Raw genomic sequence first — 14708 nt, 5'->3', positions numbered from 1 at the left:
CATACTGGATCGACGCTCTTTTAACCGAATTTGGTTCGTCCAGGCAGCACGCGATAATGGGTGGCACGCGGTGCCTTCCAGGTGCTGCATCCACCATGTTTCCGGTGCATTTCGGCAGCTTTGCAGAGGCTGTCGCCAGGAGACGATACGACGGTGGCTTGTTTATTCCCCCCGGCCGCAGCGGTGCCGGGTTGGATCCGGAGTTCGATGCAGGGGCAGGCAATTTACTGAGGGTGACCGGAGGTGGCGGTCGAGCCGGCCTCGGACTCTGACGTATAGGTATCACCTGCGACAGGAAATTCCGCTGCGCCCTCTAGACCTTCGTCGAATCGCCGGCTTGTATAGATCGGCAGAGGTTTCAGAGCCGACATCGCGAAGCTATCTCGAGAGTTTCGAATACGGCGCACCGTTGAAATACATCCTCTCCCGGCAATTGGCAGCCGAGGGCCGCTGCGGCAAGCGGCCCGGCTCTGTATGCAGGTCGCCGCATTCGCTACGAGTTGGGGATTTTTTTTTCGTATGGGAGCGGAACTAGTGTCGGCAAGAAATTAATCCCCGCGCCGGGGGCGACGGTTCTGTGGCGTAGCGTGCGGGAAGACCGTAATCCCGGCAATTTTGGCTGGTCTGAATGCCATCCTCGCCGGCGATCGGGCCATGTCTTCAAACACGTGCCAGCCCCGGCATTGCCGATGGTTCGGGGTCGACAGAGGAACCGAAAAGCCTGGCCATTTCCGCACCCGGATCCGGGCTGCGCAGGAAGGCCTCGCCAACCAGGAATGCGTGAATGCCGGCCTTGCGCAGCAGCGAGACATCGCCGGGGGTGCGGATACCGGATTCGGTGACCAGCAACCTGTCCGGGGGAATGCTCGCGTGCAGGTCGATGGTTGTCTGCAGGCTGGTGGCGAGTGTGCGCAGGTTGCGATTGTTGATGCCGACCAGCCGCGTACGGAGCCGTAAGGCCGCATCCAGTTCGCGCTGGTCATGCGCTTCGACCAGCACGTCCATCCCCAGCGTGTGGGCCTGGCACTCCAGGTCGGCCATCAGTGCCGGATCGAGCGCTGCGACGATCAGCAGGATGCAGTCGGCGCCCCATGCGCGCGCTTGGTACACCTGATAGGGGCTGATGATGAAGTCCTTGCGCAGCACGGGTAGCGCACAGGCGCCGCGCGCCCTGCGCAGGTCGTCCGGCGTGCCGCCGAAGAACTGCGCATCGGTGAGCACCGACAGGCAGGCGGCGCCGTGGCCGGAATAGCCGGCGGCGAGCGCATCAGGCTGAAAATCGGGCCGCAGGAGGCCGGCCGATGGGGCAGTTCGCTTGATTTCGGCGATGACGCCGGGTTGGCCGGCTGCGGTTTTCTTGCGCAGGCTGTCGTGGAAGCCGCGTGTGCGGCGCTGTTCGGCGGGTGCTGATTCCACCTCGCGGCGTAAACTGGCCAAATCCTGGCGGCGACGGGCCTCTGAAATTTCCGCGCGCTTGACCGCGAGGATCCGATTCAATAAGTCGGGCATGGTGATGGGTCTCACTTAAGTGGGAACGGCCGCTTGCGCGGCCGGACTTTGAAACGCTGTGTGTAGAGGATTAAGGCAGGTATTGCCACTTGCCTTTGTCGAGCCTGACCATGACGACCGAACGCGGGTCGGTATTGAAGATATTTTCCGGCCGGAAGTTGTAGACCCCTTGCGTGCCGACCAGCTCGTTGGTTGACAGGAGTGAGTTGAGCAGCGCCGCGCGGAACTCCGGTGTGCCGGGCTGCTTCTGCGCCATCGTACGTTGTGCGGCATCCAGGAAGATCAGCCAGGCATCGAACGCGTAGGGTGCGAATGCATCGGTCGCCTCGGCCTGGAACGTCTTCTTGTACGCGTTGCGGAAATCGAGCGAGATCTTGCGCGAGGGGTGGTTGGCGGGCAGCTGGTCGGCCACCACCACCGGTCCCGTGGGCGCGTACAGGTTGTCCAGCGACGGACCGCCGACACGGATGAAGTCGGGATTGATGATGCCATGGGTGCCGTAGATCTTGCCGCGATAGCCGCGCGCGGCCAGTCCGAGGTAGGCTAGTGCGCCGGGCGTCCCGGAGGTGCCGCTCAGCACCGCATCCGGCTTGGCCGCGACGATCTTCAACGCCTGGCCCGTCACCGAGCTGTCGTTGCGTGCATATCGCTCATTGGTCACGACCTTGATGTTGTTCTTCTTCGCGGCGGCAAGCAGGGCGTCGTAGACGATATCGCCCCACGCATCAGAGAAGCCGATGTAGGCGACTGTCTTGACGCCGGAACGCTGCATGTGCGCGACGAGGGTATCGACCATCAGCGGCGTGGCTTGCGGCACGTTGACCATCCAGCCGCCCGCACCGGCGTCCGGCTTGACCTGCGCGACCGATATGAAAGGAACTTTCAGTTCCCGTGCCACGCCGGCGATCGCGATGCCGGAAGGCGTGCCGGCGGTGCCGATCAGCGCGTCGACATTGTCTTCCACAATTAGTTTGCGGGCGTTGCGCGCCGCCGTGGTCGGATCGGACGCGTCGTCGAGCTGCACGACCTGCACCTTCTTGCCGTCGATATCGGGCCGAAACGTCACGCCCGCCTGCAAGCCCTTCGAGTAGGGAATTCCCAGCGAGGATGAGGGACCCGACAGCGAGGTGATGAAGCCCAGCTTGAGGTCTGCGGCCCAGCCGAGCAATGGAGAGGACAAGACCGCAGCCAGCACGGCGGTTCGGATGAGAGAGCGGTTTTTCATGGTGCGGACTCCTGAAGTTAGTGGATCTTATCGTTATGATGACGGCGAATGCCCCGATGCTGCCGGGGCCGTCACGCCGGTTGGGCTTCTGCTTGCCGCGTAACACGGCGGAAAGTGCGATCGAAATACACCAGCGCGTCGGCCTGCTGGCGGATGGCGATGTCGTCGATCTGGGCGAAAATGACCGCGTGGGTGCCGACCTGCGCCACATCGACCACCCGGCCGGCCAGACTGACCAGGGCGTGCTCCAGGCGCGGCACGGCAGCGCCGTCGGCGATCCAGTTCGCGGCCTGGAACCGCTCTTCCATCGACAGTCCGCTCATGCCGGCGAAGTGCCTGGCCAGCTCGTCGCATTCGGCCGGCAGCACGTTGATGCACAGTTGCCGGTTTTGCTCGAATGCCGAGAGCGTGGTGCTGTTGCGGTTGATGCAGAACAGCAGCGTGGGCGGCGTATCGCTGACCGAGCAGACCGCCGTGGCGGTGATGCCGCAGCGCCCGGCCGGGCCGGCGGTGGTCACGATGTTGACGGCCGCCGGCAGATTGGCCATCGCTTCACGGAAGCGAAGGCGCAGGGCGTCGGGACCGGAATCTTGCGCCGGGGTTGGTGCGGTAACGGGGTTCATGGCTGTCTCACAGGAAACCGGGGAAGGGGGGAACACCGACCAGTACCGCGCCGGCGCCATCGTAGTTGCCGCTGCTGAGGAAGGCGTGCTGCGTGACGACCATCGAATCGCGCACGATCCGCTGCAAGGGATGCTTGCTGTAGATGGAAGCCATGCCGCCCAGGCGGTAGGCATCGCGCACCACGTCGGCGGCGGTTTGCGCGGCATGCGTCGCACTCAATTTCAGGGTGGCTACTTGTTCCGGCGAGGCGTCGTTGCCGGCGACGATGGCGTCGTAGACCGCTTCGGCCGATTCGTAGAAGTACGCCCGCGCGCTGTCGAACTGCGCCTGCGCCCTGGCCAGTTCGATGCGAAAATAGGCCCGGTCCGCCATGCGCGGCGCGCCCGTGGTGGTGACTTTGCCGGCCGACATATCGTTGACGATCGCCAGTGCCGAGCGCGCTAGGCCGATATTGACGGCCGCGTGCACCTGCGCTTGGTAACAGGTGGCGGGGTAGCGGTACAGTGGTTCATCGATGACGGCGCCGGTACCGCGCTGGAATGTCCAGTCGTCCGCCACGAACTGGCCGCTGACGCGCAGGTCGTGGCTGCCGGTCCCTTCCAATCCCACCACGTCCCAGTTCTCGACGATTTCGACCCGTTCGGCCGGCAGGATCGCTGCCAGCGGCTTGATGCCCGGGCCGCCGCCGATGCCCACGCCGAGCCAGTTGGCGCCCATGCACCCGCTGGCGAACTTCCACTGGCCGGTGACTTCCCAGCCGTCGTGCATGCGCACCGCCGGCTGCGGCGGATACAGTGCGCCCGCGAACACCTGGTCTGGGCCGCTCGCATAGATTAGCGCCTGGGTTGCTTTGGGAAGCGCGGCCAGGTAGGTGTTCGCAGAGCCGAAGCTGGCGACCCAGGCTGCCGAACCGTCGACGGCCGCGATGCGCTCGACAATGCGCAGGAACTGTGCCGGGGGCATGGCATCGCCGCCAAAGCAGCGTGGCGTGCCGGCGCGATAGATGCCGGCTTGCTTGAAGCTTTCGACCACGTCGTCCGGCACATGGCCGAGTGCGGTGAATTCTTCCCTGCGCTCGGCCACTGCGGCCAGTACCTTGTCAAGCGCCGCCGGCGCCGCGCCGGGCATATGCTGCACAAAGGGTGCCGCTTGGGTCGGCGTGGCGGGATGGTACAGGGTGGATGCGGACATGATGTCTCCTTTGTCGTTCTGCGGTTTTCGTGGATTGAAAGGCTGCGCCGGGTAGGGGTCAGGAAAGCGGCGCGTTGATGTGAGCGGTACGCCGTGCGACGAAGCGGCAGCGGCCGCCGTGCTGCGCGGCGCACTGTGTTTCGGCCACTTCCACGTCGCTGCCCAGCACGGTTTGCGCAAGGCTGTGGAAGATGCCGCGTATCGGTGCGCAGACGGGAATCTCGGATTGGCCGTATCCCGCTGCAAACGGGCTGTTCTCGACTTCGAGTTCGGCCTGCCGCTGGCCTACGGTGAAGTGCCAGGTGCCCCACCCGAAAGCGGCGGCGCCTTCGATCACCGTAGACGCCAGGCCGTCAAGGCCGCCGGCGTTCCGGTAGGCTCGCACGCTCTGGCCGCCGTGCAGGTACGCCGATGCCGCCAGCGCGTCGAGAACCTGGCCGCGCAGCGCGGCCGGCATTTCGTGCACCATACCCATCAGCACGTCGGTGCGCATCATCAGGTAGCGGCGATCACCATCGAAGATGCTGCCGGCTGGATCGCCGATGCGGATGCGGTCCCAAAATGCGCTCATGTTGTGCTCCCGGTCGATTAAAATTATCTGGTTCTACTGCGGGTCAGGCAGTCCGATAACCGGCTGTGCGTTTTATGACAGAACGGTGACTCGATAAGGAACGATAGGCGTTCCGGCAATTTATCGTCAACTGAAGATCGGGAATGGGCACTATGCAGAAAATGAATACTGGTACCGTGGACTTGAACTTGATGCGGGTTTTTCTGGCGGTATGGGAGACGCACAGCCTGACCCTTGCCGCGGACCGTCTTGCGCTGTCCCAGCCTGCCGTCAGCCACGGCTTGCGGCGTTTGCGCGATGCGTTTGGCGACCCGCTCTTTGTACGCACCGCGGAGGGCATGCAGCCGACGGAAGCGGCCATGCGCCTGCATGGTCCGATCGACCGGGCGCTCGATATGCTTTATGGGGCGATGCAGCGCCATGCCGGCTTCGATGCCGGGGCGTCGACCCGGCGGTTCCGCATTTCGATGTCGGACATGTCCGCGTTTTACTTCCTGCCGCCGCTGCTGTCGGCTTTCCAGGACACCGCGCCGGGCATCGCGCTCGAGATCGTACCGATCCCCCTGGCCAACGTCGAAAGCGGGATGCGCTCGGGTGAGATCGATCTGGCGCTGGGCTATGTGCCTGGCCTGTCCGGCGACTGTCAGTCGCAGACATTGTTCCATGACGAGTACGTGTGCATGCTGCGATCGGGGCATCCGCTCGGCAAACGCGCATTGACCCGCGAAGCGCTGGGGCGGTTGCGGTACGTGGTCACCGACAGCGGCGCGACCGGCCATGGTCTGACCGAGAAATGGCTGGGCCAGTTGAATATCGAGCGCAATGTGGTGCTCAAGCTGCCGCATTTCATTGCCGCCCCGGAGACCGTGCGCAGCACCGATCTGGCCCTGATCTTTCCTCGCAGCATAGCGGAGCGCTTCAACCGCGGACGGGCCTATCGATTGCTGCCACTGCCCTTCGACTTACCCCCGATAGAAGTCAAGCTGCACGTGCACCAGCGGTTCGCGGCGGACGCCGGCATTGCCTGGCTGCGAGCGACGATTGAGGAGAAGTTCTGCGCGGCCGGTGGCAGGGGACGATGAGCGTATCCGGGACGGTGTCGGCGTTCGCCATTCTGCATGGGGCGGTAGAGTCGGGCGTCCGGGCTGGCCAGGCCGCCGTCCCCGGATTGCGCCGTGCGGCTGAATATGCGTGCGGGCCCATCGGGGAGCTGTTGCCGGCCGCCGGTTCCGGTTTTCGGCGGCTGTCACTTTCGATGCCGGGCGGGCAGGGGCACCTGGCGGGAAATTCGTGCCGCGACCCCGTGTAGGTAAGGGCGGCCGGAAAATTCGGCTGCCCTGTAGGGCGGGGGGATCTCAGTACCGGGCGCCGCCTGAGCCATGCCCGGCATCCGCTTCGATGACGACTGCGATACCCTGGCCGACGCCGATGCACATGCTGCACAGCGCATAGCGGCCACCGGATTGCCGCAGTTGGTAAGCCGCCGTCGTCACCAGCCGCGCGCCGCTCATGCCCAGCGGATGGCCCAGCGCGATGGCGCCGCCGTTGGGATTGACGCGCGGGTCGTCGTCGCGCAGGCCGAGCTGCCGTAGTACCGCCAAGCCCTGCGCCGCAAAGGCTTCGTTGAGTTCGATCAGGTCCATCTGTTCCAGCGACAGGCCGGTTTGGCGCAGCAATTTATTTATGGCCGGCACCGGGCCCATGCCCATCAAGCGCGGCGCCACGCCGACGGCGGCCATGCCGACAATGCGCGCCAGCGCCGTCAGGCCGAGTCGCCGCGCCGCGTCCGTGCCCGCGATCAGCAGCGCGCAGGCGCCGTCGTTGATGCCGGAGGCGTTGCCTGCGGTGACGCTGCCGTCCATCCTGACCACGCCTTTCAGTTTCGCCAGCGCCTCCAGCGTGGTGGCGCGTGGATGCTCGTCCTGGCTGAAGACGACCGGAGCGCCCTTTTTCTGAGGCAGCGACACGGACACAATTTCGCGCGCGAACACGTTCGCGGCGATGGCGGCGGCGGCCTTGCGCTGGCTGGCCAGCGCAAACGCGTCCTGGTCGGCGCGGCTGATGCCGAAGTCGACGGCGACGTTTTCCGCCGTCTCCGGCATGGTCTCGGCGCCGTAGACTTCTTGCAGCGCCTGGTTGATGAAGCGCCAGCCCATGGTCGTATCCTGCAGCGTGGCACCGCGCGCGTAAGCCATATCGGCTTTGCCCATGACGAAGGGCGCGCGGGTCATCGACTCGACGCCCCCGGCGATCATCAGTTCCGCCTCGCCGGCCATGATGGCGCGGGCCGCCGTGCCGACGGCGTCCATGCCGGATCCGCACAGGCGGTTGACGGTGGTGCCGGGCACCGACGGCGGCAGTCCGGCCAGCAGCGCCGACATGCGGGCCACGTTGCGGTTGTCCTCGCCGGCCTGGTTGGCGCAGCCGTAGATCACGTCGTCGACTTGGTCCCACGGCAGGCCGGGGTGACGACGCATCAACTCGCGGATGGGCAGGGCGCCCAGGTCGTCCGCGCGCACATCCTTCAGCGCGCCGCCGTAGCGGCCTATCGGCGTACGCACGGCGTCGCAGATCCATGCGTCCATCGCTGTCATCGTCGGGTTCATTGTCTGCTTCATTGATTTATTGAAAGTTTCATTCATCGTCTGTCCCATTCCTTCGGTCAATGCCGGTCGGCGCGGTCTCAGCCGGCCAGCAGCGGCGCATCAGTGGCCGCCCGCAGCGCGTCCAGGGTCAGGCCGGGTGCCATCTCCCGCACGCGCAACCCTTGCGGCGTCACGTCCAGCACGGCCAGGTCGGTGTAGATGCGGTCGACGCAGGCGACGCCGGTCAGGGGATAAACGCAGCGCTCGACGATCTTGCTCTCGCCGCTCTTGGTTTGGTGGTCCATCATCACAAACACCTGCTTGGCGCCGATGGCCAGATCCATGGCGCCGCCGACGGCCGGTATCGCGTCCGGGGCGCCCGTGTGCCAGTTGGCGAGATCGCCGTTGGCCGACACCTGGAAGGCGCCCAGCACGCAAATGTCCAGATGGCCGCCGCGCATCATCGCGAAGGAGTCGCCGTGGTGGAAATAGGCGCCGCCCGCCAGCAGCGTCACGGCCTGCTTGCCGGCGTTGATCAAATCCTCGTCCTCTTCTCCGGGGACCGGCGCGGGGCCCATGCCCAGCAGGCCGTTCTCGCTGTGCAGGAAGACTTCGCGCTCGACCGGCAGGTAGTTGGCCACCTTGGTAGGCAGGCCGATGCCCAGGTTGACGTATGCGCCTTCCGGGATGTCGCGCGCCACGCGGGCGGCGATCTGCTCTCGGCTATAACGGTGTTCGATGCCGATTTTCATTGTGCGGCCTCCTGGACCACGCGCTGGACGAAGATGCCGGGCGTGATGATGACTTCGGGATCAAGTTCGCCCAGAGCCACCACGTCGCGCACCTGGGCGATCGTGGTCGTGGCCGCCATCGCCATGATGGGGCCGAAATTACGGGCGGCCTTGCGGTACACCAGGTTGCCCCAGCGGTCGCCGCGCTGCGCTTTGATCAGGGCGAAGTCGGCGTGGATGGGCGACTCCAGCACATAGTGGCGGCCATCGATGAGGCGCGATTCCTTGCCCTCGGCGAGGAGCGTGCCGTACCCGGTCGGCGTGAAGGAGCCGCCTATGCCGGCCCCGGCCGCGCGTATGCGTTCGGCCAGGTTGCCCTGCGGAGTCAGTTCGAGCTCGATCTTGCCCGCGCGGTAGAGCGCGTCGAAGTGATGCGAATCCGCCTGGCGCGGGAACGAGCAGATGATCTTGCGTACGCGGCCCGCCGCCAAGAGCGCGGCCAGGCCGGCGTCACCGTTGCCGGCGTTGTTGTTGACGATGGTGAGCTCGCGCGCACCCTGTTCGATCAGTGCTTCGATGAGCGCGGACGGCATACCGGCGTTGCCGAAGCCGCCTATCATGATGGTGGCGCCGTCGCTGATGTCGGCCACGGCCACCTGCAGCGAGGGTGATATTTTGTTGATCATGGTGTATTCCGGTTGTGCGATGGTTGAACGTGTGTATTAACTTGCTATCAAATCAGTGTGTCGAGGCCTGTTCAGGCGCAAGTGCAGGCCGGACGCGAAGGTGCGGCGTGCGGGCTGCGGGCCTTGCTGGCGCGGCTGCAGCAAGGCGCGCCGCCATTCATTCGGCCAGCGGCCGGAATCTGGATGTGCAGCATCAGTTCGCTCATTGCAGTGCCCTTTCGGCAGACGCGCGCCAACGCGTGCGGAGCCTCAATACGACAGGGCTATTGAGAGGCTTTCCGGTCGCTGACCGCCTGTACCAGGTCGAGCTGGGTTTTCAGCGGATCGGTTTCGAACGGCTTGGCGATGCCGGCAGCAGTGAACTCCAGCAGGCCGTTCGTTCCGCCAACGATAGCTGGCCAGGCGGCAAGATCGGCACCGTTCGGATTGCCGGACTTGACGAACTGCGCCCAGTAACTCGTGGTCAGCCTCGACAGCGTTGTGTCCTGGCTGGTCACGGCGGAGCCGTACGTGACGGGCAGGGTCCCGAACACGTAAGGCATTTCAGCCGCATGCACCGCGCCGGGCACCTTGTCGCGGATCGACTGCGCCACATAGGAGAAGCGATACACGTAGGCGGGCAGTCCCTGGGCCGCGAAGATCCGTGCCACGAAGCGCGCCGGCTCGTCCATTAGCTGCACGCGCGCGATCTGGCCCCGCACCGCATCGACACTCGCCGTACCCTGCGGATCGAAGGCGGCGCGTGCGGCCTGCAGGTTTTGCGCGCCGAAGACTGCGTACGCTTCATCTTTGGTCGCGGCCGGTGCGGGAAAGCCGAGATCCAGGTCGTTGCTGCCGATCAGAATCGCAGCGGGGTTGAACTGTCCCTTGGCGTACAGCACGCCCGGTTCGTCCAGCACCATCTTGCCCTCGATCATGGGGCCGCCGGCGTAGTTGTAGCCGAGGAAGAGGTTGGCCTGCACCTGGTCGGCGGACAGCGCGCGCAACGCGGCCAGACCGGCGGCGCCGGTATCGCTGATCCCCATGGTCTTTGCAAACGTTACCCCGATTTCCTCGCCGGAGGCGCCGATGCCCCTGGCGTCGCGGCGCAGGTACAGCCGGTACACCTGGTTCTCGCGGCCATTGCCGGATTGGACGATCGCTTTCCGGAACAGTCCTTTGGCCAGCGGTGTGGTCAGCAGCGAGTGCACCGACTCGCCGCCGGCCGATTCCCCCGACACGGTGACGTTGGCCGGATCGCCGCCAAAGGCGGCGATATTACGTTGTATCCATTTCAGTGCCGCGACCTGGTCCATGTAGGCGTAGTTGCCCTGCAGTTCATTTGGCTGCTCGGCGGTCAGGGCCGGGTGGGCGAAAAAGCCGAACCTGCCGAGACGGTAATTGAAGGTCACCAGCATCACGCCTTCCTTGGCGAACTGCTTGCCGTCAACCACAGGCGACGAGCTGCCTCCGGTCGTATAGGCGCCACCATGGATGTACACCAGCACCGGCAGCTTGTCGCGGGCGGGCACCTCGCTGGTGGGGCGCCACACGTTTACGAACAGGCAGTCTTCAGACGGCGCGGTCGCGATCATCAGCGCGTCGCCCGGATAGACCTGCTGCATGCAGTCGCGGCCGAAGCTGATGGCCGGACGGGTCCCGGTCCAGGCCGTGGCCGGCTGCGTGGGGCGCCAGCGCAGGTTGCCCACCGGGGGCGCCGCGTAGGGGATGCCCTTGAACGACAGTACGCCATCAGCCTCCGCGCCCTGGACGATACCGCTTTCAACGGTCACAAGCGTGCGGTCGCCGGACGGGCTGCCGCAGCCGGCCATCAGCGCGGTTGACCCGGCCAGCCACAGCGACATGGGCCAGCGCCTCAACGTGGATCCGATACCAGCGCAGTGCCGCTTCATTGTTCTGCTCGTGCTCGTGCTCATGCTCATTTCTAACCCTTCGATTGTTATAGTGATGAGAGGTCCAGGTGCAGGGCCTTGTTGGAACAACGGGCGGCCCTTGCGAGGGCTGCCCGGGCGGGTACTACAGCAGGAAACCCAGCGCGTTCAGCGCCTCCTGTGAATTGATCAGCCGGACCACTTTCCGGTCCAGCAGGGCGCCGTCTGGCAGCAGGCGCACCCGGTGCGTCAGGTTCGCCGCGAACAGCGTGGTCGCGCCGCGTTTGTGCGCCGCCAGCAACTGGGCCGACCGCACTTCGACTATGTCGTGGTCGAGTCCCGCCAGCGAAAAGCGCGACACCGTCCTGACCGTCCTGGCCGAGTCGGCGGCCGACATCGAATAGCCGGACGTGAAGCGCTCGATGCGCAGCCGGCGCATGCGGGCATCGTCGTAGGCGTAATTCAGCTGGCTCTCGAAGTCGTCCGTGTCGGGATCGATCGGCACCACGTAGCGGCCGTCCTCGGCCCACAGGGCGCCCCAGGCGTCGTAGTCCTTGTTATCCAGCAGCTCGGCTTCGCGCCAGATGAACGCGATCGCGCGGCCCAGCGGCGTTGTCAGATCGGCGACGGGGAGTGTCGATTCAGTCATTGCTCATCATCCTTTTCCACATGGCATAGGCTTCGCGCATGCCGGTTTCATCTGTCGAATGCGACACCTTGTCGCCGTTGCTGTCCGTCCATTCACGGTTCAGGCCGCGATTGACCAGAATGGGGACGTCCCGTCCGGCGCGCGCGCCGCTTTGCACCCGTTCCCACGCTTCCGCGTCGTCGGGGCTGCCGAAGCCGAACGGTCCCTGGAAATGTTCATGGATGCGCAAGCGCTCGCGGTTGGCAATCTCGGGACCGCCGTCCATGCCCAGCGCGATGTGGCGGATCTCGGTCTCGTCCACCGCGACCGGGCGCAGCACGCGGAAGAACGACATCGACATCGCCACGTTGGGGAACAGGTTCAGGTTGAAGCCGGCGCCGTGCAGCGAGCGGACAATGCGGCGCACCTGTTCGGCCGGGTAGTCTTTCGACAATGCCTCGATCACATGCTGGAAGCGCTCCTGCAGCTGTTCGGTGCCGTCGTCGACATCCAGGTCCACGTGTTCCGGCACCATCACCATCACGCTATGACCGTTGCCCAGGGAGCGGGTGATCGCTTCCTCGTCCGTCATGAAGGACAGCATCTCCGACGTTTCGGCATCCACCGATTGCAGGAACGTCTTATGCACCACCGGGAAGTGGTAGCCGTCGGTGGTGTTCTCGAGCTGGATTTTCCAGTTGCCTTTAAAGGTGAACTTGTGCTCGCCCTGCGTCTTGACAGGGAAGCCGGCGCCCTGTTTCATGAACAGGTCGATCCAGTGGCGCGCGTTGCCGAGAAAGTCCTCGAGCGGCTCGATGTCCTGGTTGTAGCTGGCGAAGATCATGCCGGCGTACACGCCCACGCGCAAACTCCGGAGCGGCATGTCGGCCTTGTCGATCACGTCTTCGTAGCCGTCCGAGTAGGGCAGGCCGCGCAGCTTGCCATCCAGCCCGTACGACCAGCTGTGGTAAGGGCAGGTGAAGCCGGTGGCGTTGCCCTTGGTCTTTTCGCAGACCGTGGCGCCGCGGTGCCGGCAGCGGTTCTCCAGGACGTGGATGGTGTCCTGGCGGTCGCGCACGACAATCACCGGGTTGCGGCCCACGAAGGTGGCGCGGAAGTCGCCGGGTTTGGGCAGCTCGCTGACGTGGGCCACCCACACCCAGGTGCGGGCAAAGATCCGTTCCATTTCAGCGTCGAAGATCTTCGCGTCGGTGTACAAGGCAGGGTCGACGGCGCCATCCTGTACCAGGCTGCCGTAGGGGGAATCCGCAGTGCGCGGATAAAAGCGTAAGGGGGCGTTCATGTGATGCTCCAGGTGGGATAAGTTATCGGTCCGATGCGCACAGCGCGTGTTCCAGGTGCAGCGCCAGGGCGCAGAGGCGCTCGTCGTCGCCGTGCCGGCCGACGAGTTGCAGTCCCGCCTTGACCAGGCGGTTCGCCGGGACGGCCGCGGCTGCGGCGGGTACGGGTATCGGGTAGCTCAGCGCGGGATGTCCGCTGAGATTGAAAGGCCGGATCAGTGCGCTCAATGCGACCACCGGCTTGCCGGCGGCCACCTCGGCCAGCGTGGGCGGCAGCGCGGGCAGGGTCGGCAGCAGCAGGGCGTCGACACCGTCCAGTGCCCGCTCGACTTCGGCGGCGAAGCGTTCGCGCACCTGTTCCGCGTGAGCAAGTTCGCGCTGCGTCGTCGCGCCGGCTGCGGCCAGGCGCTGCGCGACGTCCGCGCCGAGCCGGCTGTCGCCGGCCAGGCTGCCGAACGCATCCCAGGTTTCCTTGTTGATGACGGCAATCGCGGCGTCGAAGGCCGCCTGCATGCCAGGCAGCGCGCGTGGCAGCGCGGACCAGCCGCTCGCCTGCAGCGCCGCCGCCAGCGCCGCCTGCACAGCGTCGTCGCTCGCGGTGGCGACCAGGCCGACCCGCGCACCGGCCATGGACGCCGTGGCGGCTGCGGTATCGAAGCCTCCGGCGATGGCGGCCATGGCACGAATCAGGATCGGCACGTCGCGCGCGAACGGCCCGACGCAATCGAGACTGCTGGTGCGTGGCCAGGCGCCGTGCCTGCTGACCCGGCCGAAGGTCGGCTTCAGGCCGATCACGCCGCAGCAGGCCGCCGGCAGCCGGATCGAGCCGCCGGTATCGCTGCCCAGCGCGGCGTCGGCCTCGCCGTTGCTGACCACGGCGGCCGAACCGCTCGACGAGCCGCCGGGAATACGTAGCGGATCCTGGGGATTGAGCGGCGTGCCGCCCCAGGCGTTGATGCCGCTCATGCCGTACGCCAGTTCGTGCATGGCGGTCTTGCCCGTAATATGCCAGCCCGCCTGCAGCAGCGCGGCTACCACGTCGGCATCGCGTTCGGCCGGCGGCGCATCGGCGAGCGCGGCGCAGCCGGCGCGCGTGGGCACGCCGGCGATGTCGATGCAGTCCTTGATGGCGATCGTCGGGCCACCCGCGCCGCGATCGAGCCGTTCTACCCAGGCGCTCATGCGGAGGCCTCCTTGCCCACGCCCCACGGCATGCATTCGAGCCGCTCCGTGCGGAAATGCGCGATGCGCCAGCAGCCGTCGCCGGCGCGCTGGAAGTCCACGTCCAGCCGCGCCGTGATCGCTTCCGATCCGCCGCCGCCGTACGTGGACAGCTGCAGCATCAGCCATTGTCCGCGCGCCGTGGCCCCATCGTCCGCCACGCTTACCTGGTCGGACGTGAGGAAATGCAGATTGCGCGCGAAGTGGGGAGAGGGCGCCAGATAGCTGCCGACGAAGGCGACGATGGCCGCGCGGCCATGGTGGCGGCCAAAGGCGCCTTGGTAGTGCCGGCCCACGCCCTCCCACACCGCGTCGTCTGCGAACAGGTCGGGCAGCTGCGGAAAATTCCGGTCGGCGCAGGGCTGGTCGCATAGCAGCATGTAGCGGGCCAGGACGGTGTGGACGGCCTGGGCACTCTCCAGCCTGTCGAGCCGGCTGGCCAGGGCGCTGGCCGTGGCAGTTGTTTCAGCGGATGTCATGCGGATCTTTCAAGTGATTGCAGGGTGTGGATGATTCTAGAATTGCGGGGTGCATTCATCAAATTGATGGTTTGGATGCCGTGCAT

The 14708-nt window shown here is 65.7% G+C and carries 14 protein-coding genes; 1 reads left to right on the top strand and 13 read right to left on the bottom strand.

Annotation, left to right across the window (positions count from 1 at the left end; all coding sequences use genetic code 11):
* Positions 1 to 660: 660 nt before the first annotated feature.
* The 5 genes from trpC to AC6H42_RS01050 all read right to left on the bottom strand — a co-directional run bounded on the left by trpC (position 661) and on the right by AC6H42_RS01050 (position 5120).
* On the bottom strand, positions 661 to 1509 hold the full coding sequence (gene trpC, locus AC6H42_RS01070) for an indole-3-glycerol phosphate synthase TrpC (protein WP_497547215.1): 849 nt from the start codon (positions 1507 to 1509) through the stop codon (positions 661 to 663).
* 70 nt (positions 1510 to 1579) lie between these two features.
* The gene (locus AC6H42_RS01065; RefSeq protein ID WP_497547214.1) at positions 1580 to 2734 is read right to left on the bottom strand and encodes an ABC transporter substrate-binding protein; all 1155 of its coding nucleotides are present in this window, start codon (positions 2732 to 2734) and stop codon (positions 1580 to 1582) included.
* A 71-nt stretch (positions 2735 to 2805) separates the two neighbouring features.
* Entirely contained in the window at positions 2806 to 3357 is a 552-nt protein-coding gene (gene hpaC / locus AC6H42_RS01060; RefSeq protein ID WP_497547213.1) for a 4-hydroxyphenylacetate 3-monooxygenase, reductase component, read from the bottom strand.
* A 7-nt stretch (positions 3358 to 3364) separates the two neighbouring features.
* Positions 3365 to 4549 carry an acyl-CoA dehydrogenase family protein gene (locus AC6H42_RS01055; protein ID WP_497547212.1) on the bottom strand — a complete coding sequence of 395 codons (1185 nt, stop codon included), beginning with the start codon at positions 4547 to 4549 and terminating at the stop codon, positions 3365 to 3367.
* A 58-nt stretch (positions 4550 to 4607) separates the two neighbouring features.
* Positions 4608 to 5120, bottom strand: coding sequence for a V4R domain-containing protein (locus AC6H42_RS01050; protein WP_497547211.1), 513 nt, complete (start codon positions 5118 to 5120; stop codon positions 4608 to 4610).
* A gap of 152 nt (positions 5121 to 5272) precedes the next feature.
* On the opposite strand from AC6H42_RS01050, the gene AC6H42_RS01045 reads away from it, so the two are divergent.
* Complete coding sequence (locus tag AC6H42_RS01045; RefSeq protein WP_497547210.1) at positions 5273 to 6202, top strand: LysR family transcriptional regulator; 930 nt, start codon at positions 5273 to 5275, stop codon at positions 6200 to 6202.
* Between the two features lie 273 nt (positions 6203 to 6475).
* On the opposite strand, the gene pcaF is transcribed toward AC6H42_RS01045, so the two are convergent.
* From pcaF to AC6H42_RS01005, 8 genes are all read right to left on the bottom strand, one after another.
* Positions 6476 to 7726: a 3-oxoadipyl-CoA thiolase gene (gene pcaF, locus AC6H42_RS01040; RefSeq protein WP_497547209.1), complete on the bottom strand. Its 1251-nt coding sequence runs from the start codon at positions 7724 to 7726 to the stop codon at positions 6476 to 6478.
* A 77-nt stretch (positions 7727 to 7803) separates the two neighbouring features.
* Positions 7804 to 8457, bottom strand: a complete 654-nt coding sequence (locus AC6H42_RS01035; RefSeq protein WP_497547208.1) for a 3-oxoacid CoA-transferase subunit B — start codon at positions 8455 to 8457, stop codon at positions 7804 to 7806.
* Complete coding sequence (locus AC6H42_RS01030) at positions 8454 to 9122, bottom strand: 3-oxoacid CoA-transferase subunit A (RefSeq protein ID WP_497547207.1); 669 nt, start codon at positions 9120 to 9122, stop codon at positions 8454 to 8456. The genes AC6H42_RS01035 and AC6H42_RS01030 overlap by 4 nt, the downstream gene beginning before the upstream one ends.
* Positions 9123 to 9385: 263 nt before the next feature.
* On the bottom strand, positions 9386 to 10981 hold the full coding sequence (locus AC6H42_RS01025; RefSeq protein ID WP_497547206.1) for a carboxylesterase/lipase family protein: 1596 nt from the start codon (positions 10979 to 10981) through the stop codon (positions 9386 to 9388).
* A 157-nt stretch (positions 10982 to 11138) separates the two neighbouring features.
* Entirely contained in the window at positions 11139 to 11642 is a 504-nt protein-coding gene (locus AC6H42_RS01020) for an aromatic-ring-hydroxylating dioxygenase subunit beta (RefSeq protein WP_497547205.1), read from the bottom strand.
* On the bottom strand, positions 11635 to 12924 hold the full coding sequence (locus AC6H42_RS01015) for an aromatic ring-hydroxylating oxygenase subunit alpha (RefSeq protein WP_497547204.1): 1290 nt from the start codon (positions 12922 to 12924) through the stop codon (positions 11635 to 11637). The genes AC6H42_RS01020 and AC6H42_RS01015 overlap by 8 nt, the downstream gene beginning before the upstream one ends.
* Positions 12925 to 12946: 22 nt before the next feature.
* Positions 12947 to 14104, bottom strand: a complete 1158-nt coding sequence (locus tag AC6H42_RS01010) for an amidase (protein ID WP_497547203.1) — start codon at positions 14102 to 14104, stop codon at positions 12947 to 12949.
* Positions 14101 to 14622: a nuclear transport factor 2 family protein gene (locus AC6H42_RS01005; RefSeq protein WP_497547202.1), complete on the bottom strand. Its 522-nt coding sequence runs from the start codon at positions 14620 to 14622 to the stop codon at positions 14101 to 14103. Before AC6H42_RS01005 ends, AC6H42_RS01010 begins: the two co-directional genes overlap by 4 nt.
* Positions 14623 to 14708 lie beyond the last annotated feature (86 nt).

The sequence above is a fragment of the Massilia sp. NBRC 108631 genome (assembly GCF_059704565.1).
This window is presented reverse-complemented; position numbering and strand designations above follow the sequence as displayed.

Coding starts and splice junctions, on each gene's coding strand:
- AC6H42_RS01035 (WP_497547208.1), bottom strand. CDS start 8,457: ATGAAAATCGGCATCGAACACCGTTATAGCCGAGAGCAGATCGCCGCC.
- AC6H42_RS01005 (WP_497547202.1), bottom strand. CDS start 14,622: ATGACATCCGCTGAAACAACTGCCACGGCCAGCGCCCTGGCCAGCCGG.
- AC6H42_RS01065 (WP_497547214.1), bottom strand. CDS start 2,734: ATGAAAAACCGCTCTCTCATCCGAACCGCCGTGCTGGCTGCGGTCTTG.
- trpC (WP_497547215.1), bottom strand. CDS start 1,509: ATGCCCGACTTATTGAATCGGATCCTCGCGGTCAAGCGCGCGGAAATT.
- AC6H42_RS01045 (WP_497547210.1), top strand. CDS start 5,273: ATGCAGAAAATGAATACTGGTACCGTGGACTTGAACTTGATGCGGGTT.
- AC6H42_RS01055 (WP_497547212.1), bottom strand. CDS start 4,549: ATGTCCGCATCCACCCTGTACCATCCCGCCACGCCGACCCAAGCGGCA.
- AC6H42_RS01020 (WP_497547205.1), bottom strand. CDS start 11,642: ATGACTGAATCGACACTCCCCGTCGCCGATCTGACAACGCCGCTGGGC.
- hpaC (WP_497547213.1), bottom strand. CDS start 3,357: ATGAACCCCGTTACCGCACCAACCCCGGCGCAAGATTCCGGTCCCGAC.
- AC6H42_RS01050 (WP_497547211.1), bottom strand. CDS start 5,120: ATGAGCGCATTTTGGGACCGCATCCGCATCGGCGATCCAGCCGGCAGC.
- AC6H42_RS01015 (WP_497547204.1), bottom strand. CDS start 12,924: ATGAACGCCCCCTTACGCTTTTATCCGCGCACTGCGGATTCCCCCTAC.
- AC6H42_RS01030 (WP_497547207.1), bottom strand. CDS start 9,122: ATGATCAACAAAATATCACCCTCGCTGCAGGTGGCCGTGGCCGACATC.
- AC6H42_RS01010 (WP_497547203.1), bottom strand. CDS start 14,104: ATGAGCGCCTGGGTAGAACGGCTCGATCGCGGCGCGGGTGGCCCGACG.
- pcaF (WP_497547209.1), bottom strand. CDS start 7,726: ATGAACCCGACGATGACAGCGATGGACGCATGGATCTGCGACGCCGTG.